The organism is Acinetobacter zhairuonensis (assembly GCF_022601715.1).
In the GTDB taxonomy this organism is placed as follows: domain Bacteria; phylum Pseudomonadota; class Gammaproteobacteria; order Pseudomonadales; family Moraxellaceae; genus Acinetobacter.
On the sequence record NZ_JAKVIM010000014.1, the window covers coordinates 71,726 to 98,001 of the forward strand.

Here is a 26,276-nt window from a genome sequence, read left to right on the forward strand (position 1 = left end):
TCAAATTTTGATTAATCCATTCATGACAGTTGTGTGAAGCATTCGGTCATGAATGGTCTGCAATTTAAGGGTTAAATCATGGATGCGATTGTCATTGAAGGTCTTAAGGTGAACACCGTTGTCGGCTGCTTTAACTGGGAACGACAAATTATTCAGCCTTTGATGTTAGATCTGACCATTAGTACCAGTTTAGAAGCTGCGGCGAGTTCAGATGATCTGGAAGATACCTTGAACTATGCTGAAATTTGCAGCATATCCGCTGAAGTGATTCAAAAAGCCCAACCCAAATTGATTGAACATGCGGCAAAATTGGTACTGAATGCGCTTTTTGCTACCTTTCCTGCGATAGAATCGATTAAAATTATTATTCGTAAGCCTGCCATTATTGCAGAAGCCAATTCTGTAGGAATTCGTATTGAACGCCACCGAAACGATTTTCGCCTTAGCTCTGGCGAGTAATTTTAATCCGCAGCAACATTTTCGCTACGCATATCAACAGATTTGTAAGCTTGGTGCTGTAGAATTTTCAAAAATTTATATTATTCCTTGCCGTGATGGTGTTGGGGCAGACTACTGGAATGCAGCCTGCTTACTACATTCAACATTAACGCCTGAGCAAATCATCATCCAATTAAAACAATGGGAAGCTGATTCTGGTCGTGTTCGTCCATCACATCAGATTTCATTAGATGTCGACCTGATTGCATGGGGTAATTCTTTGTCACACATGCAATTTAATCCCAAAAAACTCCCGCTCGCCTTGGATGTTCAAATTCCAATGGCTGATGTTTGGTCACATCCTTTATTCATCGAGTCGCAACATCAATTTCCAACAGTAAAATGTTTAGAAGTTGTTAACATTTAAAAACGTGTCACTTGGTCTTGCTGTTTTAAAATGAGAGCTAAAGCAGCCAATAAGAGACTTGCTGTCATGAAAACACGTTTTTTAGTCTATGCATTATTAAGTGGTTTAGTGGTGGGGTGTAGTTCAAATGCACCTGTCGAAAATACTGAAACTATGCCACCACCAACGTCAACGACAGATTTGGCTGGTGATGAGACGATGTTGCTTGCCCTCAAACAAGCGGTCTATATGACGATTCATGAACAACCTTTATATCAATATGCATTTTATGATCTGAATCAAGATGGTGTTCAGGATGCAGTGGTCATGTTGAGAGGAACTAACTGGTGCGGTTCAGGTGGTTGTACGGTACTGGTATTTAAGGGTATAAGCCATGATCAGTTCCAGTCGCTGAGCAAAATGACAGTTACTGATGTTCCTATTTATGCTTTAAATACCAAAACACAAGGTTGGTCTGATTTGTCTGTGTATTCAAGAGGAATGGGACAGGTCATTTTGAAGTTTAATGGTCAAAGTTACCCAAGTAATCCTTCTGCCGAAGCCAAGTACACAGGAAACTTACAGGAAGCAGGGAACAGACTCTTACTGAAATAATAGAATGGAAAAAAGCAGTGCTAAAAAGCACTGCTTTTTTGTTGATGAAGACTGTTAATGATTAAATAAAATAACTGGTCTTGGTCATCAACTTAGAAATTGCAGTCATGGTAATACGTACAGGGACAGGTAAATCTACCCCGCCTGCATTGAGAGCTGTATCGCGATGATGCAGTTCGTCTTCATTCATTTGCTCTAGAATTTTACGAGATCGCGAGTCTTGAGCTGGAAGTTGGCTAATGTGATGTTGCAAATGCAAGCTGACTTGGCGCTCTGTTTCAGCAACAAAACCCAAACTGTATTTATCACCAGCGATACCAGCAATTGCACCCATGCCAAAAGACAATCCATACCAAATTGGATTGAGTAAACTGGTATGGCTGTCGAGTTCTTTCAGACGATCTTCACACCAAGCCAAATGGTCTTGTTCTTCAATTGCAGCTTGTTCCATTTCACGACGGACATTCGGTAATTTAGCTGTCAGTGCTTGACCATGGTACAGCGCTTGTGCACAAACTTCACCACTGTGGTTCACACGCATTAATCCAGCAACATGACGTGCTTCGCTGACCGCCAAATGGGTTTCTTCAGGGGCAGCAGGATTCTCACGTTGTGCCGCAGTTGCTCCAGGTACTAAGCTGCGCAGAGCTTGGTCAAAAGAGTGAATGAGCTTATCGATGCCCGTATAGTGACGCATAGGATTAATCCTCTAAAGAAACTTGAGCTGTATTGAGTTGTGGTTTTAAACGAATCAACAGCCAAATACTGAAAATTGCACTGAGCACAGCCGTGATGCAGAACAGTATTTTAATATCAATTTTTAAGACACTTAAGATAATAATAGAAAAAACAGCAGAACTGACCATAAATACAGCATTTAGAATGTTGTTGGCTGCAACCACGCGGGCACGATGTGATCGAGGCGAATAAGCTTGCATCATGGCATACAGAGGTACAATGTAAAAACCGCCGCTGATACCCAGCAAAGTCACAGCGAACATCACATGGTAATAACTCCAGCTTTGCTGGAACACATCAGCCAAATGTAATAGCTCACCTGAACGTTCAGGAACAAAAGCTAAACTTGCTGCTAAATAAAGTGCAAATACAGTTAAGCCAATGGCGCCAATCGGAACCATTTTGAGATTGACTTGTGTACCGCCAATTCTGCGACATAACAACGAACCAATACCGATCCCTACAGAGAAAAAGGTCAATAATAGGCTCACGACATTTTCTGATGCGTGTAGGTTTTGCTGCGTGAGTTGTGGAATTTGGGTTAAATATGTTGCGCCATAAAACCAATACCACGAGTTACCCAGTAGAATTAAATAGATCAGCGGAATGCTCTTGGCATATTTTATGGTTTGAAAACTGGTGCGGAAAAAGTTCCAGTCAATCTCTAAATCTGGCGTAGTGACATTTTGTCGGAGAATAAACTGACTGGAGATAAATCCTAAAATTGCAATGGTTACAATGGTGAGGCTAATCCAAAGTAAATTACCATCTGAAGCTGAAATCACGGCACCACCTAAAATCATACCAATCAGAATTGCCATGGACGTACCCGATTGAAATAGGGCATTGCCTGACATCAATTCATTTGGTTTCAAAATTTCAGGCAAAATGGCGTATTTAATGGGTCCAAAAAAGGTCGAGTGTGTTCCCATCAGAAAGAGTGCCAGCAGTAATAGCCATAGATGACCCAATAAAAAGCCAGCACTACCAATCAGCATGATAATAATTTCAAGGATTTTAATACCACGAACCAAACTTGCGCGCTCATATTTGTCCGCAATTTGACCAGCTGTCGCTGAAAAGATGAAATAAGGCAGAATAAACAGGAGAGCTGCCAGATTATTTAGGGTACTCACACTGGCACTTTGTTGGTTAATCCAGCCGTAAGTAATCACCAGTAATAAGGCTTGTTTATAGACATTGTCGTTCAATGCACCTAAAAATTGCGTCACAAACATCGGTAAAAAACGACGAGTGCTTAAAAGATTTTCTTTTTTTTCCATGACAATGTGAACTTCATAAAGTTTTATTAAGAAATGTGAGCATCTGGTAAAATAGCAAAGAAAATCATGTATGATATTTCAATCCTATGCTGTGGTGAAAAAAATCAATAAAATTGAGTTCTTTAGCCAGTATAAATTTTAAACTTTTCATTACAAATACGAAGGTCTATTGAACAGACCTGTCATGAGTTTAGAGTATTCTATGCTTGTAAAAACGAATTTTAAAAAGTCGGCTCTGACACTAAGTATCAACTCTGTCTTTGAGTTGAATCATACCAATAAAAGTCTGTGTTTGAGTGCTTTTTTAATGTTTTTTGCCCAACATGCTTTCGCGCAAGAAGTGGGGGTAGTTCAAGCTGAAAAGGCTGCCGTATCTAGTATTCAACAAGCTGCAAAAGATGAGTTGAATACGCAGATTCAAGTAGAGGCAGATGCACAAAACTTGAGTCGTTCCGAACAAGCAGAAAAAATTCAAAACTATCAAGATAAAGTCGGCACACCTGATAGTTATACGCTGTTGCAGCATCAAGTCCAGCATACTGATCAAATTGAGGCTTTTAAGCCTATTACCTTTGAAGACTTAGAAGAATTGCCAGACACGCCAGTCGATCAAAACATGGCAAATGAAATTTATAATGAGGCCAATGCTGCCAAAGCTGAAGCAGAAAGATATCGCGCAGGTCAAACCCAAGAAGTCGTGGTGCGTAATCCAACCCCGCAAGAGCTAACTGAAATTAATCAAGCACCTGTAAATGTTGATCGATTGATGAATAGCATTCAGGCAGACAGTAAGATTGTTGTTGAAGCCAATGAGTCTGGAAAAACTTTAGCTGAACAAAGCTTTGAAACTCAGCCTGAAGTGGAAGAAAAGGGATTCTTTAAGCGTTGGTATCATAAAATCAGACCGCCAAAAAATGATTTGATTAACACGAAAGTACCGCGTATTAAAGCGGACATTGTGATTGTAGATGCGAAAAATACCAATCCAGATCTACCCGATAAAGAATATCAGCAAGCCATCTTAAACTTAAAAAATAACGTCAGTGGCAAGCTTTCTAGCTTCACCCAAGAATCATATGGGGACTTTAATGCCGCACTGCCACAATTAAAAAGTTTGTCCAATCTGGCAGCGCAGGCGGTTGGTTTTTATCAGGCAGAGTTTCGTTTTGAGAAAACCAGCGACAGTCGCGTAAAAGTGACCATTAAACCGAATGCACCTGTATTGGTTGCCGAGCAAAATATTGAGTTTAGTGGTGCTGGTGCAGAACGTCCGCAATTTCAGGTTATCAGTGTACTTCCTGAACTTGATATTGGTGATGTGTTGAATCATGGTTTATACGAAGATACCAAAAAGCGGATTGTAGAAGCTGCGACCAATAACGGTTTTTTTGACGCGTATTGGCGCTTACATGATGTCAAAGTTGCCCAGCCAGAGAACACTGCCGATATTAATTTACGCTTTGAAACGGGTGGACGTTATAAGTTGGCGGGTGCAGAATTTCGTATGAGCGATCCATCTAAGCCTTTTCCATTAGACATGGATATCTTAAAAATGATGGTACCATGGGAAGATGGTGCCGATTATGCTTTGTGGCGTGTCAATACATTGGCCAATAATTTAACCAACTCGCGTTACTTCAATTTTACTTTGGTCGATGCGGTACGTCCTGATCCGCTAGCGGTACCTCTAGAACTTCCACCTGACTTACAGGCTTTGGTCGATCAGGAAAAAATTGCCAGCAGCGATCTTCAAGTTCAAGATCAAAAAGATATCAATTCAGACAAAGAGGTGACACAGTCTGTTGTTAATGAAGATCAGTTTGCAGGGACGGAAGATCAAGAGACCGATGAAAAAGTGCAAACGCAACTTTCACAACAAGAGTTACGTGAGCAAGAAGAAGAGCGCCTTAAAGTCCAAGCACGTGATCAACAAAAAGTCCCAGTCATTGTGACCATGAATGCAGACCGACTTAATAGTGCAGAAGTTGGTGCGGGTTGGGGGTCAGATACAGGTCCACGATTAAGAACAACATACAGACGCGCCATTGTAAACCGACGTGGTCATTCTTTTGATGCCAACTTTGAATTGTCTGAAATTCGTCAGGCGATTGATACACGTTATAACATCCCCTATAACCATCCATTAAATGACTACATCAGTCTGGTTGGCGGTTATGAGCGCGAAGTTGATAAGGATCTGGGTGAAGGGGCTAGTTTAACGACTGAGTCTGCGGTAGTTGGTGTAGATCGTATTATTAAGCGCCCTATGGGGAATTGGCAACATACTTTTGGATTACGTTATCGATTAGATCGACTTACAGATTATCAGTTTGCTTATTTTGACCAAATACCAATTACCTTCTTTGTAAATGGTGACACAGAGCAAGAGTCTTTATTGGTGGGTTATGAGGCCTCCCGAACTGACATGGACAAAAGAGTAAATCCAACAAAAGGATTTAAGCAAATTTATAAAATTGAATTAGGAAGTGAAGCCTTGCTTTCTGATGCAGATATGGCAATTTTAAATGCAGGTTGGCGTTTTATTTATTCACTCGGTGAAAATAACGATCATCAGTTTGTAGGTCGTGGCGATCTAGGCTATATCCTGACAGAAGACTTTGATAAAGTTCCTTATAATCTTCGCTATTTAGCAGGTGGGGATCAATCAATTCGAGGCTTTGATTATAAGAGTCTTTCTCCTGAATTTTATGGATTTAAAATAGGGGGGCAAGCATTGGCAGTCGGGTCACTTGAATACAATTACCAATTCAAAGAAGGGTGGCGTGCTGCAGTTTTTAGTGATTTTGGTAATGCTTACGATAAAGACTTTAGTAATGATACTGAATATAGCGTTGGTTTAGGGGTGCGTTGGGAGTCACCAATTGGACCATTACGTATTGATGTTGCCTCTGGTATCTCCGATGAAGGGCATCCGATTCGGGTACATTTCTTTATTGGTTCACCACTTTAACATTTAGACTTAATTTCAAACTTGAGAAGGTTATGGCTGAAGAAGAACAGCAAAAACAAGAATTATCCGAATCACCTGTGCCTAAAAAGCGACGTATTTTTAGGAGCGTATTATTAACGCTTCTTATTTTGGTGATTTTGCTTGTTTCAGCTTTTGCCATTATGTTTTCGACGGATAAAGGCAGTAAGTTTTTACTTAACCGTGTGCTAGAGCGCCAACATATTATTCATTATGAATATGAAGGTGGGAATCTGTTAAAAGGGATTATCTTAAAAAATGTGCTGGTGTCCTTGTCTGCGGTAGATGTCAAAATTGATCGTGCCGAAGTAAGCTTGGGCTGGCGTGCTTTAGTACATAAGGAGATTCATTTATATAATGCAGATGTCCGTAATCTACAAGTCATTACCAAATTACCGCCGAGTAGTGAACCCTTTAAGTTTAAAGAAATTAAGCTGCCGTTTACCCTTCGTTTGGATCATGCAGATGTTGACCATTTGTTAATTAAGACACATGCTGCTGCGGTCAAGTTTAATGACATTGAATTGAATGAAGCATTGTGGTCAAACACCAAACTTGAGTTTCAAGACTCTCGGGTAAATATGGGTTACCTTGCAATTCGTAATGCCACAGGCGATATGGATTTTCATGGTAAGTATCCACTCAATGCAAAAGCTACAATCAATATTCCTGCCCTAAACAACAGTCTGAATGTTCATGATATTCAGGTGGTTGCAAAAGGGAGTTTAGATACTATAGCTGCTGGTTTTGCGACCAACACCCCTGATTTGCTTTCAGGTTGGGGCGTGGTACATCCCGTGCGAAATCATGTTCCGATGTTCGGTCAGTTGGACTTTAAAAATTATCATTGGCCACTGTTAACAGCACAAAAACTTTTTACCCAAGCTGGAGTTTTACGTTATCAAGGCGATATTCAACGCCTTAATTTAGGTTTGTCGACGGATTTATCGGGACAGAATCTGCCTAAAGGAAAATATACCGCCGTCATGCATACCGACTTGGTGCATCAATTGAACATTGACCAATTTAAAGGTCAGGTGATGAATGGCACTGTGGATGCAAAAGGCTTGGTCAGTTGGGAAAAATATGTACATTGGGATGTGAAAGGTCGTTTAAACCAAATTAATCCTAAAGAAAAGATTATTCCACAGGCAGTGAGAGACTTCCTTCCGCCTAGCTTAGATGCGCAAATTGCTTCCACAGGTCGTTTGGAAAAAGGCTTACATCTAACAGGTTTGTTGGACTTTGACCAATATGAAACTTGGAATTTAAAACTTGATCAGAATCTAGCCCAAGATAAACAAGCCAATCCGATGTTGCTTGATGTTGCGTGGAAAAATATTGACCGTGCCATGCCATATATCGGATGGTTAAAGAGCGAATCTGGTGATGTTCAGATTCGACTCATCGAAGGTCAGCAAAATATAACAGTTGCTTCAAATGTAGGGCAGCATGAAACCGCTTTATTACCAGCAGGTGAATATAAGGCTCAGTTAGAACTAAAGAACAATGTCTTAAAAGTCCCAAGTTTTAATTATGTTGCCAATAAAGGAAGTCTAAGCGGACAAGCCAATATTGTGTTACCAACTGATAAGGCTCAATTAAAGTGGGATGCGAGTGTTAAAGCGCAGGACTTTAACCCGCAAACAGTGGTTGCTGCTGCTCCGGTAGATTTGGTGAATGGTCAACTACAGGCAAGCGGTTATGCCAAGCCAAATCAGCATATTATTGAACTGAAAGGAATTAACCTAACTGGGCATATGCCACAGCAGGCGCAACAGGAAACGGTGCAATTAACTGGTAAAAGTACCATTGCAGTATTATTCCATGATGCTAAAGCCGGTGGTGGATTTAAAAGTTTTGCGGTGAACTACGATGGTGCACTTAAATCCAGCAAAGTACAAGAAAGTAACGGTCTGTTAAAAGTCAAAATCTCGGGTACGCCAATATTACTAAAAATAGATCAATTGCAGCATGATGGTGCGGCAGGTAAAATTCTTGCGCAGGGCAAATTGGATTTAAGCAAAGGCATTGGTTGGAATATTAATGCATCCCTGATTCGATTTAAGCCACAATATTTCGTTTCCATGCTACGTGGTGAATTGTCGGGGAATGTTCAGACTGAAGGCTTTTGGTCAGATGCTTTGAAGCGTATCAATATTCAAAAATTGAATGTAGCAGGCTATATCAATAACAAACCTGTACGAGGTACAGGAAATCTTGCATTGGTGTTGAATAACAATCAAAAAGGTTTTCTGCCACAGCAATTCGAAGCCAATAACTTGTATATGTCTTATGCTAAGAATCAAATTCAGGCGACAGGCAATGCACAAAATCTACGCCTTAAAATTAATGCGCCTGCCTTGTATGAGTTATATAGTGGTTTAAGGGGGCGAGCGTATGGCTATCTCAACATTCAGTCTCAGCCACGGTTACAAGCAACCGCCAATTTAGCTGTGGATGATTTCCGCTTGGGTAACTTACTCAGTATGCGTAAATTACGTATTCAAGGGCAATTACCCGCATCAGAAACCATACCAAGCTTGCTCAAAGCAGAAATGAATAATTTACGCAGTGGTAATAGTGAAATTCAAAATGGGGTTGTTACTCTCGCAGGTACGCGTAAAGCGCATGTTTTAAAAGTGGAAGGAAATAACCGTTTTAGTAAATTCTATGTGCAGCTTGCAGGTGGCTTTAACGGTCAAAACTCGTGGTTAGGTCAGATTCAGAAAGGTGACTTCGACTCGGTACGGGTACGATTGGTACAACGTCAAAATGCTTCGGTGGTATATAACCAAAATACTGCGGAATTGTTTGTGGGGGCACATTGCTGGGCAAGTCAACAAAGTGAATTATGTTTTGATCAACCTGTCCGTATTAGCAAAGCCAAAGGTAATATTTCCTTTATTACTAAAAACCTCGATTTAAATGACTTTGCTGCATTTATGCCGCAAGGTTTGGCAATTACGGGTCGAGCCAATGGATATGCCAAAGCATCTTGGACGCAAGGCAGTAAACCGAAAATTGATGCACGGATGGTATCGCGTCAGGGTGTTATTGGGATTGCTGCTGAAGATCAGCAAGATATGGGTTCTACTCTACGTTATGATGAAATTTCTGTAAATGCGAAAAGTGTGACTCAAGGCTTACAGCTTCGTTTTGATGTTAAAACACCAGAAATTGGTACAGGTTATGCCAATGTCATTATTGATCCATTTAAACCTAAAAAGCCAATGCAAGGTGAAATTGCATTCAATGAAGTGCAATTAAAAGTATTCAAACCCTTTGTTCAGGATATTCGAACATTAAGTGGTACCTTGTCTTTTGCGGGTAAGATTAGTGGCGAGTTGTTGGCACCCCGTTTAACAGGTGAAATGCGTTTGAAAGATGGTGCGATCAGCATGATTTCACTGCCGATCAATCTCACCAATGTACAAGTTTATTCTTCTATACGTAGTGATCACGCCACCATTAACGGAGCATTCAACAGCGGTCAAGGTGTAGGAAAGTTAACGGGTAACATTGATTGGAAAAATGATCCAAGAATTCAGTTAAACCTTAAAGGTGATAATTTACTCATTCGCCAAGCACCGCTGATTACGGCATTGGTCACACCAGATTTTAGCCTAGATATTATGCCTTTCCAGAAAAAGCTGATATTAAAAGGTGATGTTGATGTACCGCGTGCGTTAATTTCAATGCCTGAAGCTTCTGCACCTGTGGTCGATGTTTCTTCGGATGTCCGAATTGTTCAACAAGGTCAAGATCAGTTGGCAATCTTGAAGTCTGCGCGGCCTTGGGATATTAAAGCTGATGTCATGATTAACCTTGGTAAGCAAGTGGTCTTTCAAGGTTTTAATAGCCGAATTCCATTGTTGGGGCGTCTGTATTTAACACAACGCGGTGTTGAAACCGCTATGCGTGCGAATGGTGCGATTGGTGTTAGTCAAAAAGTTAAAATTGAAGCTTATGGGCAAAGTTTAGATTTAAACCGTGCGATTGCTCGTTTCAATGGTCCTTTGGCAAACCCAACCTTAGATGTCGATACCAATAAAATTATTCAGGGGACAATTGTTGGGGTGCGGGTCACAGGTACGGCAAGCAATCCAAATATTCAAGTCTACAATGATGGTGGCCTGACCGAACAAGAAGCGATGAATGCGTTAATTTCAGGTCGTATTAATGAAGGCGCCAATAATATTAACCAGTCTGAGACATTCCGTTCTGATGTAAACAACACCATTGCTGCTGCTGGGATTAGTATGGGCTTGGGTGGTACACGTGCCTTTACCAATCAATTGGGTCAATCTTTCGGATTAAGTGGCTTGGCTTTAGATGCGCAAGGTACAGGCGATGACACACAAGTCAGTGTGACAGGTTATATCACACCTGATCTTTATATTCGTTATGGTGTAGGCGTGTTTACACCAGTCAACAAATTAACATTACGTTATCAGATGAACCAGAAATTATATTTGGAAGCGAGCCAATCAGTTGATCGGGCGATAGATTTCTTCTATAACTGGCGCTTCTAGTATTTAGAAATAAATATATTTAATAATATATTGTTTTTAAATGCATTATTATGTTTTTAATCTGCGCTTGAAATTGGTGTGTAGACTATATGTAGACTGTTGAGTGATTTCAGGATTAAAATGCAAGTGTCGAATTTGTAGATTAAGCTTGATATGAAACTCAACAAGTCTAATGTTGATGCTATTGGATTAACTAAAAAAGGGCAATCCATTTATCGTGATTCAGACCTCATTGGTTTTGCTGTCCGCGTCACTACAAAAAGCAAGTCATATATTGTTGAGAGACGGCACGATGGGAAGCTGTATCGCGTCACGCTTGGCAAGACGAATGAAATCACACCAGTCGAAGCTAGAAAGAAAGCTCAAACGATATTGGCTGAGATTGCAAACGGTGTGTATGAGAAGAATAAACAAAGCCATGACGAAGTGACTTTTGAACAAGCTTTTGAGCTTTACCTTAGCCAAAGAAAACTAAAACAGCTATCTATTAATACCTACCATCATTGTTTTAATACATTCCTTTCAGATTGGAAAAATAAGCCAATCTTTGAAATCTCAAAGAAGGATGTATTTGATCGATTTATCAAGCTTACCGAGTACAGTCCAACACAAGGAAATCTTACTCTAAAAATGTTTGGGTCAATCTGGCGTTTTGCACAAGTACATTACTCAACAGATGAAAACCCAATCCTTAAACATAATCCAGTAGATGTGATTCCAGCAAAGCGCGGTTGGAATAAAGCTAAAGCAAGAACAAGGCATTTGGATGAGACAAACATTCACACCTATTACAATGCAGTCTTAAATTACTATACGGAAAGATCTCTGTATGAAGATGCGAGTAAGAATGCCACAAGGGATCTGGTCCTATTCATCATGTATACAGGTTGTCGACGCAATGAGGCACAAACTCTGAAATGGGAAAATGTCGATATTGGAAAAGGGGTGTTCGTATTTAAAGATCCGAAAAATGGAGATGACCACTTACTACCTATGGGCGACCATCTATTTGAAATCATCAAGCAGAGATATGAGTTGAGAAATAATGAATATGTATTTCCTGGCTCTGGAATGGTGTCAAAAGCGAAACATATTTCTGGTGCTCAGGGCTTATTAGAAACCCTGGCAGAGCAAACAGGTATTGTAATTTCACTGCATGACTTACGAAGAACATTCGCTACGATTTGTAATAATTTGGACTATGGACCATATACCATCAAACGTTTACTAAACCATAGATCTGGTGCAAAAAACGATGTGACTGGAGGCTATGTTCAGGTATCAGTGAAAAAATTACGGCTTGCAATGAATGACATTGAAGCCGTTTATCAGGGTAGGCTCAACTGCTTCGATTAAGAAGCAAGCTGAGCTGTATTCATTACTGTTTGCTTCTGCTGGAAGTTGAGTACATCCGCTTTCTTGTAAGCTACCTTACGACCAACTTTAGTGTATGGAATGCCACCACCGACACAGCGGAGCCGTTGCAAGGTGTGGGTTGAACAATCCAGATAAATGGCAACATCTTCTTGAGGAAATAGCTGCTGTTCTGGTGCTAATAAAAAGCGGTTTAAACGCGCATCTTTATCTTGCTGTGTCATTTGATCTAATTTAAGTTTCATCAATTTACTTCCTCCAAAGCGCTTCTTTAAACTTCGCATCAATCACAAGTTCTTCAATTTCACCGACACTTACATTGTGGAAAATGTGGTCCATCTTTGCCCCGAACACTGTGAGTGTTCGGGTTTTTGTTGAGTATTTGAATTTCATACAGACCAGCCCTCCATATCAGATTTTGCTTGGCATGCATTTAAAATCTGAACTTCGTATTTAGAGCCCCTGAAATAATCCGCAGGATGATTCAAATCATTAATAGATTTCGCATCTTTTATATCAGCTAGAGCTCTTTGATAATCATCATCCAACCGTGCCTCATGCTCTGCTTGGAGCTGCTTTTCGTTTTCTAATGCCGTGTGATTGGTTCGTTCTATGATTCTTTTTACACCTTCACAAGTTTCATCAAATTTCTGTTGAAGAACATCATGGAGACTGTTTAATCCACGCTTTTCACAGAACTTAGCAATATCAATACCAGCTTGATGCATGAGTGCCTCAAGTTCGAAGTACTGATTTCCATTGATGCATGCATTAGCTGAACCAGACATAAGCCATTGTTTTAGTAACACGCCGTCTGCCTCTGTAATTGGGCGAGGCTCTGCAAAGATACGGGATCTATCTTTAGTAGCTAAAGCATAGTTGTCATGAGTGATATCAAGTACAGTTGTAAACTCGTATTCAATGCCATCACGTTGTTCGGCTTTCATACCGACTTTTTCGACTTTCTTTTTCCCTTTGCCATTATCAATTTGAACGGTTTCCATCTTCGAGCGCATGGTAACAATGATGTTGATGCTCGATTGAAGCATTGCATCTACAAACTTGCGATGACGGGGAGTGACTTCACTCCATGCACCCCAGCTATTGCCTTTAAATGTAGTGCTGGCAAGTTTGTCTACAATTTCAAGACATCCACCAATTCCAGACCATTCATGCGTGATGCTATCGATGATTAAAGTATCAAACCCACCATTCTCTGCAGCTTTAATCACTTCAATAAACTTTTCAGGTGTGTATGGAGGTTGAATGTTGGCATGCTCGAACTCAACAAGGTCATCATATAGTTCAGCACTACTATTCTCAGTGTCAGCAACAGCAATACGTCCACCAATTCCTTTGGCAAGAAGAAGAGCACCAAAAGTTTTACCTGATCCAGTTGGACCAGCAACTGCTAAACGTAGTTTTGCATTCTTGCGTTGAGCTTTTTTAAAGAAAACTGTCATATCCGTTACTCCTTAAGCCCAAACTCGTCCCATGCGTTTGTTAAACGCACGACGGTCTTGTGAAGGGATGTGTGTACGCTGTAGAACATCTGCCACTTGTTTTCGACGTTCGCGGCTAAAGTTCTCTGCAATCCAAGTTTTGTTCGCGTGTTCTTCTGGAGTAACGAGAACTAAACCTGATGCGGTCTCGCGGTAAATTTCGAGACCTTTCTTTACATAGACAACGGGATACTTAGTTCCAAGTTCAAGGCGTAGATTGCCTTGTTCATCACGACCTAAGTTTTTACAGAAGTTACTCATGGCTTAACTCCTGCTTTAATAAGGTATTCAGTTTGGGCAGTAGTTGCATGCTGATCTGCTGTACAGCTATAAAGACCAGAAGCGATTGCCGCTCCAATGATTAAAACAGATACAGGAACAAGACCCGATGACTTGTGTTGCACTGTATTGGCAGGAGTAGGTGGCTGATACAGGGGAGTCGTTGCAGGACTCTTCTTGATAGTTTTTGATGTTTGTTTCATAATGACCTCGCAAAGTTTGCAAAGCCCTGTGTCCGCCAAGATGTCAGGGCTTTTTCGTGTTTACGAGGTTAAGTTTACCAAGGGAAACTTTAATGTCAATAAAATAGTTTACTAAGAGAAACATATTTTTATTGATGGAAACTTTTGAATTAGATAAGTAAAAGAAAACCCATCACATGGATGGGTTAGTTTGTGCTGCTTTGTTGTTACAGGTCTTGTGCAAGTGACCTTAATATTAGCTTATTAAATTTTCATTTCAGTTTTAAGAAATAAGACCTTAACATTGAATATTGTCTTTGCCTTTATAGTAATCCAGAGCTAATTTTAGATCCTGGTCAAGTTTTGCTTGCGTGTAGTCTTGAGGAAAATTTTTAAGCAAAAGCGGCGCATACTCTTTATTGTAAACATTTGGATAATCAACGCAGAGGATCTGTTTGCGTTCAGTCATAGAGGTTTTAGGGTTGTCTAATTTATCAAGATACCCATCAATAACAGCATCTAACTTCTCGAATTGTGCTGACGTATCTGAGTCGGTCACTGGCGGAGCGGATTCTTGTTTTGAGCACCCAGTAAAAACAAATAGTGTCACTAATGTAAAAAGTAATTTGGATCTCATTGAGTCACCTGATAGAAAAACTAGGGGGAGCCCCTAGTTTTCAATTTTCTAATTATTGGCTAGAAGCACGCTTAAAGTTTTCATCATTCATGCAGTGTTCAAGGCTATCCCTAAGAATGCCAACCATTCTGTAAATATGCTCTGGCTTTTCAATAAAAATTTGTCCATTGTTTTGAACTTCCAATCCAGCACGTTCAAGTTCGGTTTTGCGAGAATCATCAACAGTAACATTGAACTGAATTGTTGGGCGTTTACGATTTACATCGTATCTAAAGAGCCATCTATTTGTTTTGCTCTGGTAAAGGACAGAGTAGTAAGATTCTGTATCACGGCCTTCTAGTTCAACTTCTGGAAATAGTTCAGTCACAATTCGAAGCAAGTCTTGCTCATCTTTAGTTGTAATGATTTTCTCATTATCAGGATTAACAATAAAATCAGGCTCTGGGGTAACTTCAGTTGTTTTAGGTTGCTCTTCTATTACTTTTGGCTCAACTGGTTGAGCTGTGATGATAGTAGGAGAAGATAAGCCTTTTACAACAGTATCACTTATAGCTTGCTGTACTGCTTGTTGTACAAATGGCTGAATTGATTCTAAGAATTTTGTATTTAATTGTCTTTGGATGTTTGCTTGCTGTGCTACATAGCGAACAAAATCAATATCTACTTCATTGATACTTTTCTTGATAACTGTCTTAAATTGCTGGATATACTGATTTTCTTCAGCAAAAAATCTTAGTTTTTCTGCATGGAAATTATCATGCTTGAATTCTGCTAATTGCGTTAGATCCTCAGGATGAGCTTTCGTAAAATCAATTGTTAGAAATGGTTTTTCATCCATCACGTTTGTGTTTATAAGGTCTGTAAAGAAGCGCCACTCTTTACCGTTGGTAATTGCCCCAATGGTAACACCTAAGCTGCTGTTAAAATATCTAGATAACTGTGGGGCGTGATTCGTTAGGTCTGAGGAATAAGGTTTTGCTTCAATAAACATAACAGGCTGGCCGTTACAATATAGAGCGTAATCAACGCGCTCAGTAGCCTTGACGCCAGGGAAGTCGGCAGCAAATTCTGCAAGGACTTTAGTTGGATCGTAAGGGTTAAATCCCAATATATCTAGCAAGGGCAAGATTAGTGCTTGTTTAGTTGTTTCTTCTGTAGAGCAGTGACTGCCTACTTTTTTTACATGTTCGATATGGTCTTTAAGTCTTATTAAAAAGTTATCCATGTTTTACCCTCTGTGTTTTGTAAGTAATTTATTTAATTAATTATATTTTATTGTTATGGGGTTGCTGGGATTTACCCAGCTCGCCAGAATTGACGTCCCATAACTTTGAAATTCAAACCATTTTGCTCAGATACTTCACGGTCTCTGTATTTAGAGTTAAGGCTGTGTAAAGTGAGCTTTCCACCTTCTTCTTTGAATATCTGTTTAATCATTCCTTCTCCCTCAAAGTAAACAGCATAGATTTCACCGTCTACAATTTCAGTTTGAGAAATATCAATACCAACCATATCTCCATCATGGATAAAGTCAGACATGCTATCGCCCTTGGCTTTAATAATTCTCATGCAGCTTGGGTCGACATGTTTTCTCTGAAAAAATGATGGCGGGAAAGGGAATTTCCCATTAATTACATCAAAGTGAAATTCTATTGACTCGCCAACACCACAAGAAAAATTAGCTTCGACAACATCAATCCAAATAAACCCATTTTCTGTTTCATAATCAATAACTGTTGGCTTGTGCAATTCATTTACATTGAAAGAAGCGTCACTTTTGCCAGTCAAATTATGCTGATTCATAAAGTCTTGCATATTAAAATTATTAAATTTTAATTCTTCTTCACCGGTGAGGAGCCAGTTTTGAGATGTTTTTAGTACAGCTGCCAATGCTGGTAAAAATTCAGCTTTAGGCGTGTTTGTTCCAGCCACCCACTTAGATACAGCTCCTTTCGTGGCTCCTGTAGCTTCAACTATTGCGGTTTGTCGAAGACCCAGCTCCTTCATTCTTTTAATTATACGGTCGCTAATACTGGTCATACAAAATCCCTCATTTCTAGTTTCCTATAGTAAACAAGCGTATTGATATATGAAGAAACTTATGGTTTACTAACGGAAACTGTAAGTTTATAAAGGTAAACTATGACTGTAGATGAATTGAAGCTTCACTACGAGGTTAAAACAGATTCCGAGTTAGCTCAGAAGATCGGCTATAGCAAGGGTGCTGTTAGTAAATGGCGAAACAAGGGCATATCTCTAGAAACCCAAGCCTTGTTGCAAATCAAAACAAAAGGGAAGGTTAAAGCCAACATCCAACAACTCACCGCATAGCCAATTATGCCTCGGTCAATGTTTTAGATAAACGTGAACAAAATCAGAGATTCACATGACACTAAGAAGAGAAACGCGATTAGCAATACACGAGATGATTAACCTCACAGAAGGTTATGAGCCTAAGGATATAGCTCAGGTAACAGGGGATTCGCACAAAACAATCTGCAACTACGGCAATCCAAACATGGAGAACCATGATCCAAGCTTAAAGAAGTTTGAGGTAATCATGTTGCTCACACGGAATCCGACCGTATTGAAGGTTTGGGCGCACATGCTTGGGTATGTATTGGTTCCTGCTGGTGAGGATGGTGACCATCGCCAGATGACTATCGTGGAAGCATTACTTCAAATGAACGTCGAAAACGGTAAGGCGAATCAGAAAGTTTTTGAAGTTTTAGAAGATGGGAAAGTAACTCCGCAAGAGTATGCAGAAGCGAGCGAAATTCTCAATCGAATCATTGAAAACGCTAAAGCTGCAGATATGGCATTAAACAAACAAATGCAGAAGTTTTCTTCTGGCTTAGAAAAAGACGAAGCCTGATGGACTAGATCAGGCTTCTTAATTCATCAAATAGGCTAATTAAATGAATATGAATACAAATTTAACACAACACCCATGTGCTGGCAAATGCACTGAATTTAAAGAAGAACAATGCTCAACTTGCTTAGTGAGCTTTGAGCCAAAGGCAGATTTCTTGCCTGGCGATGTCGTGGTGCTGAAAACCCTCGACCTACTGTCAGTAACAGATCTGTTCACATTAAAAGGGTTTGATGGGAAGTATTGGCATACGGACCATCGAATTGGCCGTGTGTCAGGATTAGTGATTCGCACAGCTACAGTAGCAGAACTCAATGCCAAACGCCGTTTAAGCAATGCCGAACACTCTATCGCGGAGGTTCCATGATTACCAACAAGGTACTTAAGAAGCAACCTGAGCATAAACATGTTCAAGGTGTTCAGTCATGGTTTGACCCAGCACTTCGCACATTAGAAGGTTTGCTGGATATCAGGAAATCCAACTTACGCAGGATTAACCGCGACGAGGCGAATGCGGCCGTGATGCGTGATGAATTAATAGAAATGCTAATGACCGAACATCGAATCTCGGCTTGGTATGCAGGAGAAATCATCGCAAGCCTGTTACGAGCTGAGCGAATCATGATGTTTGGTCGTTTTATACAGATTATTGAAAAGGCGGGTGAAGAGTGAGTAATAAATTTATACCAAACTCATTCATGGTCGCTAATGCGTTTGTGGATGAAGCAATGAATAAGATCAGCGATGCATCTGTGAAGATCTACCTACTGATTATCCGTAAAACTCGTGGTTGGACTAAGGAGAGCGATGCGCTTTCATTACGCCAGCTAGAAAGCCTCTCTAGGAAAAGTCGTCCCACAGTCATTAAATGCTTAACTGAGCTTGAAGAAGTAGGGCTGATTAAGAAGCACCACCAATCTAAATATGGAAATGTATTCTCGCCAGTGGATAACTACGACATAGGCAATATCATTAAATTTCCATCTAAAAAAGTGCTGGTGAAGACATTCGTTTTGTTCAAAAAAGAGGTGGTTAAAAATTTTTACCACTTTGGATATGGGGAAAATACAGCTCAAAATAAAGTCGAATTTTATTTAAATCTTGGTAGTCAGAAATCAGTACTGGTTAAAAATTTTTACCACCTTAATGCTGTGGATAAATCTCCAATGTGGTCAATATTTTTAACCACCTTAAACAACAAGTGGTCAAATATTTTAACCACAGGTGGTAAAGAATTTTTACCGCAAGTGGTAAAGAATTTTAACCCACAAACTAAAACTATCAAAAAACACTCTCAAAATAAAAAAGAGAGCTGGCTTGTTTTAAAAAATTTGAAAGATGAAATTGCTTTGGCTAATGATTCAATTCCTGTTGAGAAAATCACTGAAGCAATCTGGTTCACTCGAGAGCTATCTGCATTTGAAAATTTCAACGAAGGCAAAAATCATAATCCGCAATTCTTGATCTACCTGTTTGCTGATTGGCTTATTCGTGCGTATTACAAATACGAAAAACAAGCTGCGTCAAGAACCATGGTGGATGCATCTCCAGCAAGTGGATCTGCGAATACCAAGCGCGAACCCAAACAACTCACAGAGAAACAGATCTCAGCGTTTGCGCAGAAACTTGCACATCTTCCTGAGTTCGCAAGTAAGCACAGTGCTCCAGGTGACTCATACGAGCAACTAGCATCAAGAATCAAAATAAAGCTGATGGACCCAACTCAAGCTAAAAAATGGGAACCCTATCTGAAACAAGTTGGTTTCTCTGGCACCTTGAAGGAGGTGGCATGAGCTCAATCAGCGTTTCCCAGTACCGTGAAATGTTTCCACAGCCCAATCAACCGAAGGGAAAGAGCAAAGGGAATAAGTTCAAAGCCATGAAGGTTGAACTGGATGGAATGACCTTCGATAGCAAGAAGGAATTTCAGCGGTATGTCGAACTTAAAGCGATGCAGCAACGTGGTGAGATCAGAGATCTAAAGCACCATACTAAATTTGAATTGGCACCGAAGACAAAGATTGAAGGGGAGAAAAGGGCAAAACCAGCATTACGATATTTTGCTGATTTCACTTATTACCGCATTACTGGAGAGTTTGTAGTGGAGGATGTGAAGTCAGCAGCGACAAGAAAATTAGCGAGTTATCGCAACAAGAAACACTTGATGAAAACAGTGCACAACATAGACGTAAGAGAAGTTTGAGGATAAAGCATGAATGCAGCGGTTGAGAAAAGACATATTATGCAGACTATAGATTGGTCTCGTTTTGACTTGGAAGGATGGTTATATCAGTTTGGGGCATGGATGTTTTCAGCATCGGGTACTTGTGGGAAAAGTATCAATCCAATTGCAGTCGCTATGGATAATGCGGTGAAGGCTCAGAAATACAAGAAGCTTACAAAAGCCCAGCAACAGCAAATCATCGTGGACTATCTTGCTGGTGACTTTGAGCCACCTAAAGCGAAGCGTAGCCGTATTACTTGCCAGATCAACGACAATGAAGCTCGCGCAGTACAGCGTCTAATTTTAGATATACAAGGACAATCCGAGATTCTGGATGACTGGATGGAAGCGATTATCTGCCGCTACTTTTATGGCAACTCATGGGCTGAAATGGTGACAAATGAACGAAGCCAGATGGATGCACGTATGGATGTAAAGTGCGGTCTGGCTGCGTTGCATAGTCGGTATGGGTTTATAAGTTATTAAACTATTATTTGCAGTGATTAAAATTCATCATTTGTTTACCAGGATTGAAGACTTCAATGTAGTTCACTTGTTTATTTTCAGGAATCTTAAAAGCGACGAAATAAGGGAGATCATCTTTATCTTTGACCTTTATTTGGTTGACACTTATAGTGAAATCATCTTGGAAACCTTTATAGCATTCTTTTTCAAAATGAAAATTGGGTTTGTAAGGAAGACTCTGTTTTATATGCAATCTATATTCAAGAGAGTTTAAAGGAGTCTTTTTACCTGGATGAATCTGTATATAAATAATTCTTTCTAAGTTATTGACCATATTCGCTGAAAGTTGATAGATAGCAATATCACTTTCACTTGATTGCGTGTGAATTTTTGGAAGCTTTCGAACTTCGTAATTGTCTTCTTTGATTTTCTTGAAAAAATCATAGCTTTTGTTTGCATAAATACACTGTGATTTTCCACAAATCACTTTAAATAATTGCCTATTATCAACTTGTACAAAGTTGGTTTTCTTTAAAACATCTGTCTTAGAAGCTTCTTTTCCTTTTTCAGAAAAGTTAATGATCAATATCAATACAGTGTAAATTGTTAGTGTAAAAAATATTAGAATAAAATATGAAATCAATAAAAAGTTAGGAAATAACTGATTTCTATATCTGATTGAATCACGCTGAATTCTACTTCTGATTTGTCTATAAATTTGAGAATGAATTATATTTGTTTCTTTTCTTATATATTTTTTCCAGAAAATTATTAGATAGTATTGTCCTCTAGACTTAGACTTTCTGATTCTTACTGAAATTTCAGATCTAAAAAATAATAAAATTAAAAGTAAAGCAGATAGCACAATTGAGAAGGGTTTTATTAAAAGAATGATGTTATAAAACACTCCTGTATATACATAATCTCCAAAATCAAAGTTCAGATCGAGATAGTCGTAACCTGTTGGAGTAGTGTATCCTTCAATTATTAATCTACCAGACATGTATAAATAGCCAATGAAGGTTGATGCTCCAAAAGCTATGAAAAATTCTTTAATATTCATTTGAGTACTTTTGTATTTCGAGCTTCAATTGCTTTTAAGATGTTTTAACTTTTGCAGATCTTCAGCTGCATTCACAATATGCATTTTCTTATGACAGTTTGGACATAAAGCTACAGTATTCTCAGGACTATCGGCACCGCCGTTAGCTAACCATTCAATATGATGCGTTTCTAAGTATGGTTGGCCAAACTTATCTTTAAATGGTGCTGGTTGATCACATAACTGACAGATGCCGTTAGCCAGTCGTTTAGCTAGCAGTGCGACAGCTTCTGATCGAATATAGTATTTTGTGCTAGCATTACGATATCCAACATCAGTCTGCGCAGAAGCTTTAGCATCTTCTAATAGTTGTTCAGTCGATTTTTTACTAAATTTCCGCTGTTTCTTCTGGCTTGATTGAATCACGGTGTCGATAGTGATTGTGCTTTGTGATTCTGTAAGCTGAAGAGGGAAAATCCATACCTCACGATCTTTCTTATTGGCATCTTGTTGAACCTTACGATACGGCTCACGAACCAATGTAACCGGACCTTGATAGATATATTCTTTGTCGACAAAGACTTCAAATAGATGAACTGACACACCATTAGTATGGCTCTCAGCTAATGTTTTGTTTTGGCTGTTAAGCTGTTGATCACCCACTTGGCCCATACCAGTATAGTGGAGCTCATTACCGATCCATTTATCATCATAAATTGATTCAACGTGGTTCGAAATAATCACTAAAGTATTCGTTTTGAGTGATCTACGCATGCCACCTTGGGGAGAACAGCCGAAATAAGCACATAGGCCAGCATTATCGAGAGTCATGCCAGGTTGCAAATCTTTAAAATCTTTCAACATTTTTAAATCTTATTATCAAGTAAGTAATTAACAATTGGTATATCTGCAGCAGCCCAATGAAGTTGTTGCAGCTCCTTAACGGAAAGCCATTCTATACCGATATGTTCATTGAGCAACAATTTATCAATGTCTTGGCACTCACATAGGTAAGTTTTTAATAGAATTTTGAAGTCAGGATAAGAGTGGTCAACCGTAACCAAGTATTTATGAACTTGAATATCAAGATTCAACTCCTCTTTGATTTCTCGAATTAATGCCTGTTCTGAAGTTTCACCAGGTTCAACTTTGCCACCAGGAAATTCGAATGTGTTCGAAAGATAGGGGAACTTACTTTGGCCCTTTAAAGCACATAAAAATTTCCCTTGATATTGGATGACTGCAGCAACAACGTTATAGGATTTCATTTTTATTTCGCTGCTTTCCACCATTGAAGCATCTGATGTAGTTCAACATCTTGCATAGTTAAGCCTTCTTGATTTGCTTGATCTTCAACAAATTTGATCCTTTTTTCAAACTTTGAAATAGCTAAACCTAAACACTTCTCAGAATCTAGATTTAGGCGGCATGCAAGATTCAGTAAAGAGAAAAGGCAATCACCAAATTCATCTTCAACACGATCTTGGTCCATTTGTGGAGAATTTATTTCGATAAATAACTCTTCAATTTCTTCTAAAACTTTTTCTTTAGCTTGTTCATGGCTTTGCCAAGTAAAACCTTTTGAAATTAATAAGTTTTGAATTTCTTCCGCTTTTTGGAGATTACTTTTATCCATATCGTTTCTCATTAATTTGATTAAACTTACTATAATGACTATGCATATATTCTTTAAAGATAGTTAAATCTTTACCTCTGAATGGAACTTTAATCACAAAATCTAACAATTGATGATTAATGATAATGTCATGAATTAAAGGATCGTTACACATAATCAGTCTTAGGGATTTTGGTTCGAAAGTAATGAAATAGCGATCAAAGAGTTTGTCCATAAGTGCTGATAAAAGTAAGCCATTTCTAGCATCAATCCTTTCATCATTTGTGCTTTCGCTCCAGGGTTTGATATGGCTCGCTAGCAAAAGAGATTCGTGTTTAATACCAGTTAGGAGGCACGTACTCTTAAAGTTTTTTAATATATCACGTCTAAATTGACCTTGCCCTAAGCGTGATTGTATAAGCCGCTCTTTTTCTGTTTCAGCTAAAGATGAACTCTGTTGAATAGTTGAGATTTCATTATCAATATTCTCATCTGGATTAACTTCAAAAGTTTGTGACTTTTTGCCTGGTTGGAATTTATCAAATACTTTTTTGTCACTATTCCGACTTAGAATAGACGAGGATAAGTCAAATATGTTACTTAAATTTTTTAATGAATTATCATTAATTTCATTTTCTTTTAAGCGAAGTGAAATATTTGAAATTAATCCATTTCTACCTTGAACACATGAAGAGTAGCGGAACGCTTCATAGATTTTGGCAACAAGAGGGTCTTCATTTACAGTGAAAGATTCAGCTTTTAAGGAGTAGCTACTATCCTTAAATTTTAAAGATGGATATGCAGATAGAATCTTAAAATTGAAACGATGTGGGTAAATATTTTCACCTTTCTCATCATCCCATATTTTAGGGTTATCTTCGTCCTGGGTAGTATTAACCGTGTATATATTGCTGGTCACTTTTGCCAGAACATATTGAGTTAACTGTCCGGAAAATCGGCTTCTCACAGGGCCAAGTAATGCATGAGCAAAAAGTAAATAGTCACCGGCTTTAATTTGGTTTGCATTGTCATTTAAACCTTTAAAGCCCCAAATATTTTCATTTAGGCCAGTAAGAAAATTTTTATAGCTAGGGTCAGCCACATAAATACAGTGAAGATTTAGAACATCGGACATAATATTTGATTTAATAATAAATTTTTTGAAAGCCTAAGAATTTTAATCAGAAAAGCATTAACAAAACAGCCATTCTTTGAAAATTTACGAATTTGATCTTGTGTAAAGCATATGGCTTGTTCCTTAGATAGGGGGCGAAGAGAAGTAATTCACTAAATATTTAAAAGATGGGCTTTTTTATGCCTTGAGAAAAAATTCAAGAAAGTATAAGTTTTGGGTTAATTAAACTGTATTAGAATAAAAATTAAGAGGTAAGTTTGGAAATTAGTGAAGAGTTAATTGATGGTTTGTTGTATGCATCTCATCATTTTGAGGGGCAATTAATATCACCTATTGCTAATGGGGTATTATCTGAGCAGTCATTTCGATATAAAGCTGCTGATTCGTTAGGTTTTATATCCATAGAGCACGCTGCAAGTTTAAGATTTTTAATTGCAAAAGCAAAATGCAACACGTCAGCTTTTGCACTATTTAGATTACAGTATGAAGCTTTAGTTAAGGCTCTCTGGGCTTTCTATGTTGCATCAGATGATCAGTTAGAGCTAATTGTGGGTGAGTTAAGTGAAGAGCGTGCGGATAGAAACAATAAAGAATTACCACCAATATCTAAAATGTTAAAACAACTAGAAGACAAAAATACACCTTCTCATCATACTGTTCTTCAACTAATAAGGTTTAAAGAAATTTCATGGAAAGCTTTGAATTCATATGTTCATTCAGGACTACATTTGTTAAGCGAAATATGCATGGATATCCTGGAGAATTAGTTTTTCCTATCATTAGACAATCCAATAACTTGATGTATATAGCTTCTTATCTATTAGCTATGCTTACAGGATCAAATTTGATATTAGAACAAGTTAAAGATACGAAACAGAAGTTTATTGATTGTATGCAATTAGATTAATCCTTAAACGTCTCATTCAAAGCCTGCTGCACAGCATCCACGCGTGACTTACAGGCTTTGTAAGCTTTCATCGATTCTTCAACAATTTGCATCAAATTATCGATATCTGGCTGTTCTTGAGATTCAAGCAATTCAGCATTTTTCTGCAGAATATCGAATCCCTCTTTAAAGCTTAATTCTTTCTTAGTCATGTTGAATCACCTGTGTCACATTGGCTTCGATAAGACCATCCTGCAGTTCTACTTGGATGGCTTCACCTGATATTTGTTGGATAGAACGAATAGCTCTGCCTTCACTACGGACAATCCCGTAGCCTTTGGCCATTACATTTCTAGGGTTTTGTAAAAGAGTTTCGCGGAGTAAGCCTTCAATTTGAGTAGAGGCAAGTTTCAATTGAGATTGAGCAAAGTATTGGGTATCGCTCTTCATTAACTCGAGTGTTCTGTTTGCTTCATTGATTTGGTTTTGTGCAAGCGTCTTAATCACTTTGATGTATTGATCATTTTGACTTTGATACGCCGTGATTTGATGTTGAGAGAGCAGCTTTATCTTCTGTAGTGACTCAAGCACATTCTTTACTCGCTCTTGGATCAGATTTCGAATCCCGCCAATCACTTTACTAGGGGTGTCAAAAGAGCGGTTGGCCACTTCATCTAAAATTGTACGGTCTTTTTCGTGGCCAATACCTACCCAGATCGGTACTGAACGTTTACAAAGTAGGGCGGCCAAATCATAGTCATTCAAATAGGCTAGATCATTGACCGCACCACCACCTCGGATAATCACAATCAGATCAGGTGGGGAATCAAAATCAGTTGCCCATTGTCTTAAACCTGCACTTAAAGATTCAATGATACTGGTAGGAGCTGTATTACCTTGGAATGTTGCTGAATGATAGACAAAGTGACAAACACCAGCGCGATCTAAAACATCGGCATCCTTACGGAAGTCACCCAAACCAGCAGCATTTTCAGGGGCAATGACCAGGACATTTTGAATATCAAAGGGTGTTGGAAGCCCCTTGTTCTTATTGACCAA

At 38.9% G+C, this 26,276-nt stretch carries 30 protein-coding genes and 1 pseudogene; 14 read left to right on the plus strand and 17 right to left on the minus strand.

Annotated elements, in window-relative coordinates; genetic code table 11:
• Positions 1–78 precede the first annotated feature (78 nt).
• The 3 genes from folB (at position 79) to MKI85_RS12095 (ending at position 1,459) form a co-directional block, all read left to right on the plus strand.
• The gene (gene folB / locus MKI85_RS12085) at positions 79–459 is read left to right on the plus strand and encodes a dihydroneopterin aldolase (protein ID WP_241627976.1); all 381 of its coding nucleotides are present in this window, start codon (positions 79–81) and stop codon (positions 457–459) included.
• Positions 416–865 (plus strand): 2-amino-4-hydroxy-6-hydroxymethyldihydropteridine diphosphokinase, encoded by a 450-nt coding sequence (locus tag MKI85_RS12090; RefSeq protein WP_241627977.1) that lies wholly within the window; start codon positions 416–418, stop codon positions 863–865. Before folB ends, MKI85_RS12090 begins: the two co-directional genes overlap by 44 nt.
• 66 nt (positions 866–931) lie before the next feature.
• Positions 932–1,459, plus strand: a complete 528-nt coding sequence (locus tag MKI85_RS12095) for a hypothetical protein (RefSeq protein WP_241627978.1) — start codon at positions 932–934, stop codon at positions 1,457–1,459.
• Between the two features lie 61 nt (positions 1,460–1,520).
• Here the strand turns inward: MKI85_RS12095 and coq7 are convergent, their stop codons facing one another.
• Both coq7 and MKI85_RS12105 read right to left on the minus strand, forming a co-directional pair.
• Positions 1,521–2,156: a 2-polyprenyl-3-methyl-6-methoxy-1,4-benzoquinone monooxygenase gene (gene coq7 / locus MKI85_RS12100; protein ID WP_241627979.1), complete on the minus strand. Its 636-nt coding sequence runs from the start codon at positions 2,154–2,156 to the stop codon at positions 1,521–1,523.
• 4 nt (positions 2,157–2,160) lie between these two features.
• Positions 2,161–3,480 (minus strand): MFS transporter, encoded by a 1,320-nt coding sequence (locus tag MKI85_RS12105; protein ID WP_241627980.1) that lies wholly within the window; start codon positions 3,478–3,480, stop codon positions 2,161–2,163.
• 202 nt (positions 3,481–3,682) lie between these two features.
• On the opposite strand from MKI85_RS12105, the gene MKI85_RS12110 reads away from it, so the two are divergent.
• The 3 genes from MKI85_RS12110 to MKI85_RS12120 all read left to right on the plus strand — a co-directional run bounded on the left by MKI85_RS12110 (position 3,683) and on the right by MKI85_RS12120 (position 12,360).
• Entirely contained in the window at positions 3,683–6,451 is a 2,769-nt protein-coding gene (locus MKI85_RS12110) for an outer membrane protein assembly factor (RefSeq protein WP_241627981.1), read from the plus strand.
• Between the two features lie 32 nt (positions 6,452–6,483).
• Positions 6,484–11,004, plus strand: coding sequence for a translocation/assembly module TamB domain-containing protein (locus tag MKI85_RS12115; protein ID WP_241627982.1), 4,521 nt, complete (start codon positions 6,484–6,486; stop codon positions 11,002–11,004).
• A 153-nt stretch (positions 11,005–11,157) separates the two neighbouring features.
• Positions 11,158–12,360: a tyrosine-type recombinase/integrase gene (locus MKI85_RS12120; RefSeq protein ID WP_241627983.1), complete on the plus strand. Its 1,203-nt coding sequence runs from the start codon at positions 11,158–11,160 to the stop codon at positions 12,358–12,360.
• Here MKI85_RS12120 and MKI85_RS12125 read toward each other — a convergent pair.
• The 8 genes from MKI85_RS12125 to MKI85_RS12160 form a co-directional block, all read right to left on the minus strand.
• Positions 12,357–12,623 carry a helix-turn-helix domain-containing protein gene (locus MKI85_RS12125; protein ID WP_241627984.1) on the minus strand — a complete coding sequence of 89 codons (267 nt, stop codon included), beginning with the start codon at positions 12,621–12,623 and terminating at the stop codon, positions 12,357–12,359. The two genes, MKI85_RS12120 and MKI85_RS12125, sit on opposite strands and share 4 nt — an antisense overlap.
• 4 nt (positions 12,624–12,627) lie before the next feature.
• Complete coding sequence (locus MKI85_RS12130; RefSeq protein ID WP_241627985.1) at positions 12,628–12,771, minus strand: hypothetical protein; 144 nt, start codon at positions 12,769–12,771, stop codon at positions 12,628–12,630.
• Positions 12,768–13,841, minus strand: a complete 1,074-nt coding sequence (locus tag MKI85_RS12135; RefSeq protein WP_241627986.1) for an ATP-binding protein — start codon at positions 13,839–13,841, stop codon at positions 12,768–12,770. Before MKI85_RS12135 ends, MKI85_RS12130 begins: the two co-directional genes overlap by 4 nt.
• Before the next feature lie 12 nt (positions 13,842–13,853).
• The gene (locus MKI85_RS12140) at positions 13,854–14,141 is read right to left on the minus strand and encodes a hypothetical protein (RefSeq protein ID WP_241627987.1); all 288 of its coding nucleotides are present in this window, start codon (positions 14,139–14,141) and stop codon (positions 13,854–13,856) included.
• Positions 14,138–14,362, minus strand: a complete 225-nt coding sequence (locus MKI85_RS12145; protein ID WP_241627988.1) for a hypothetical protein — start codon at positions 14,360–14,362, stop codon at positions 14,138–14,140. The genes MKI85_RS12140 and MKI85_RS12145 overlap by 4 nt, the downstream gene beginning before the upstream one ends.
• 277 nt (positions 14,363–14,639) lie before the next feature.
• On the minus strand, positions 14,640–14,978 hold the full coding sequence (locus tag MKI85_RS12150; RefSeq protein ID WP_241627989.1) for a hypothetical protein: 339 nt from the start codon (positions 14,976–14,978) through the stop codon (positions 14,640–14,642).
• Between the two features lie 52 nt (positions 14,979–15,030).
• The gene (locus MKI85_RS12155) at positions 15,031–16,203 is read right to left on the minus strand and encodes a type I restriction endonuclease (protein WP_241627990.1); all 1,173 of its coding nucleotides are present in this window, start codon (positions 16,201–16,203) and stop codon (positions 15,031–15,033) included.
• A 71-nt stretch (positions 16,204–16,274) separates the two neighbouring features.
• Complete coding sequence (locus MKI85_RS12160) at positions 16,275–17,018, minus strand: S24 family peptidase (protein ID WP_241627991.1); 744 nt, start codon at positions 17,016–17,018, stop codon at positions 16,275–16,277.
• Positions 17,019–17,120: 102 nt separating this feature from the next.
• Between MKI85_RS12160 and MKI85_RS12165 the strand changes: the two genes are divergently transcribed.
• From MKI85_RS12165 to MKI85_RS12195, 7 genes are read left to right on the plus strand one after another with little or no spacing between them, the layout of a single operon-like run.
• Positions 17,121–17,309 carry a hypothetical protein gene (locus tag MKI85_RS12165; RefSeq protein ID WP_241627992.1) on the plus strand — a complete coding sequence of 63 codons (189 nt, stop codon included), beginning with the start codon at positions 17,121–17,123 and terminating at the stop codon, positions 17,307–17,309.
• Between the two features lie 55 nt (positions 17,310–17,364).
• Positions 17,365–17,853 carry a phage regulatory CII family protein gene (locus MKI85_RS12170; RefSeq protein WP_241627993.1) on the plus strand — a complete coding sequence of 163 codons (489 nt, stop codon included), beginning with the start codon at positions 17,365–17,367 and terminating at the stop codon, positions 17,851–17,853.
• A gap of 43 nt (positions 17,854–17,896) precedes the next feature.
• A complete protein-coding gene (locus tag MKI85_RS12175) occupies positions 17,897–18,217 on the plus strand; it encodes a hypothetical protein (protein ID WP_241627994.1) in 321 nt (106 codons plus the stop codon).
• Entirely contained in the window at positions 18,214–18,522 is a 309-nt protein-coding gene (locus tag MKI85_RS12180) for a hypothetical protein (protein ID WP_241627995.1), read from the plus strand. Before MKI85_RS12175 ends, MKI85_RS12180 begins: the two co-directional genes overlap by 4 nt.
• Positions 18,523–18,548: 26 nt before the next feature.
• Positions 18,549–19,643 (plus strand): replication protein, encoded by a 1,095-nt coding sequence (locus MKI85_RS12185; protein WP_241628008.1) that lies wholly within the window; start codon positions 18,549–18,551, stop codon positions 19,641–19,643.
• Positions 19,640–20,053, plus strand: a complete 414-nt coding sequence (locus MKI85_RS12190; protein ID WP_241627996.1) for a DUF1064 domain-containing protein — start codon at positions 19,640–19,642, stop codon at positions 20,051–20,053. The genes MKI85_RS12185 and MKI85_RS12190 overlap by 4 nt, the downstream gene beginning before the upstream one ends.
• A 9-nt stretch (positions 20,054–20,062) precedes the next feature.
• Positions 20,063–20,560 (plus strand): hypothetical protein, encoded by a 498-nt coding sequence (locus MKI85_RS12195; RefSeq protein ID WP_241627997.1) that lies wholly within the window; start codon positions 20,063–20,065, stop codon positions 20,558–20,560.
• A gap of 4 nt (positions 20,561–20,564) precedes the next feature.
• Here the strand turns inward: MKI85_RS12195 and MKI85_RS12200 are convergent, their stop codons facing one another.
• From MKI85_RS12200 to MKI85_RS12220, 5 genes are read right to left on the minus strand one after another with little or no spacing between them, the layout of a single operon-like run.
• The gene (locus MKI85_RS12200; protein ID WP_241627998.1) at positions 20,565–21,602 is read right to left on the minus strand and encodes a hypothetical protein; all 1,038 of its coding nucleotides are present in this window, start codon (positions 21,600–21,602) and stop codon (positions 20,565–20,567) included.
• Positions 21,603–21,626: 24 nt separating this feature from the next.
• Positions 21,627–22,445 (minus strand): HNH endonuclease, encoded by an 819-nt coding sequence (locus MKI85_RS12205; RefSeq protein WP_241627999.1) that lies wholly within the window; start codon positions 22,443–22,445, stop codon positions 21,627–21,629.
• A gap of 2 nt (positions 22,446–22,447) precedes the next feature.
• The gene (locus MKI85_RS12210) at positions 22,448–22,849 is read right to left on the minus strand and encodes a (deoxy)nucleoside triphosphate pyrophosphohydrolase (protein WP_241628000.1); all 402 of its coding nucleotides are present in this window, start codon (positions 22,847–22,849) and stop codon (positions 22,448–22,450) included.
• Between the two features lie 2 nt (positions 22,850–22,851).
• Positions 22,852–23,217 (minus strand): MazG nucleotide pyrophosphohydrolase domain-containing protein, encoded by a 366-nt coding sequence (locus MKI85_RS12215; RefSeq protein WP_241628001.1) that lies wholly within the window; start codon positions 23,215–23,217, stop codon positions 22,852–22,854.
• The gene (locus MKI85_RS12220; RefSeq protein WP_241628002.1) at positions 23,210–24,331 is read right to left on the minus strand and encodes an HNH endonuclease; all 1,122 of its coding nucleotides are present in this window, start codon (positions 24,329–24,331) and stop codon (positions 23,210–23,212) included. Before MKI85_RS12220 ends, MKI85_RS12215 begins: the two co-directional genes overlap by 8 nt.
• 290 nt (positions 24,332–24,621) lie before the next feature.
• Between MKI85_RS12220 and MKI85_RS12225 the strand changes: the two are divergent.
• Positions 24,622–25,238, plus strand: a pseudogene (locus MKI85_RS12225) (DUF6988 family protein).
• Here MKI85_RS12225 and xseB read toward each other — a convergent pair.
• Together xseB and MKI85_RS12235 are read right to left on the minus strand one after the other, a co-directional pair.
• On the minus strand, positions 25,235–25,429 hold the full coding sequence (gene xseB / locus MKI85_RS12230; protein ID WP_241628004.1) for an exodeoxyribonuclease VII small subunit: 195 nt from the start codon (positions 25,427–25,429) through the stop codon (positions 25,235–25,237). The pseudogene MKI85_RS12225 and the gene xseB sit on opposite strands and share 4 nt — an antisense overlap.
• Positions 25,422–26,276, minus strand: an 855-nt coding sequence (locus MKI85_RS12235; RefSeq protein WP_241628005.1) for an exodeoxyribonuclease VII large subunit, incomplete at its 5' end; no start/stop codon positions are given. The genes xseB and MKI85_RS12235, both read right to left, overlap by 8 nt.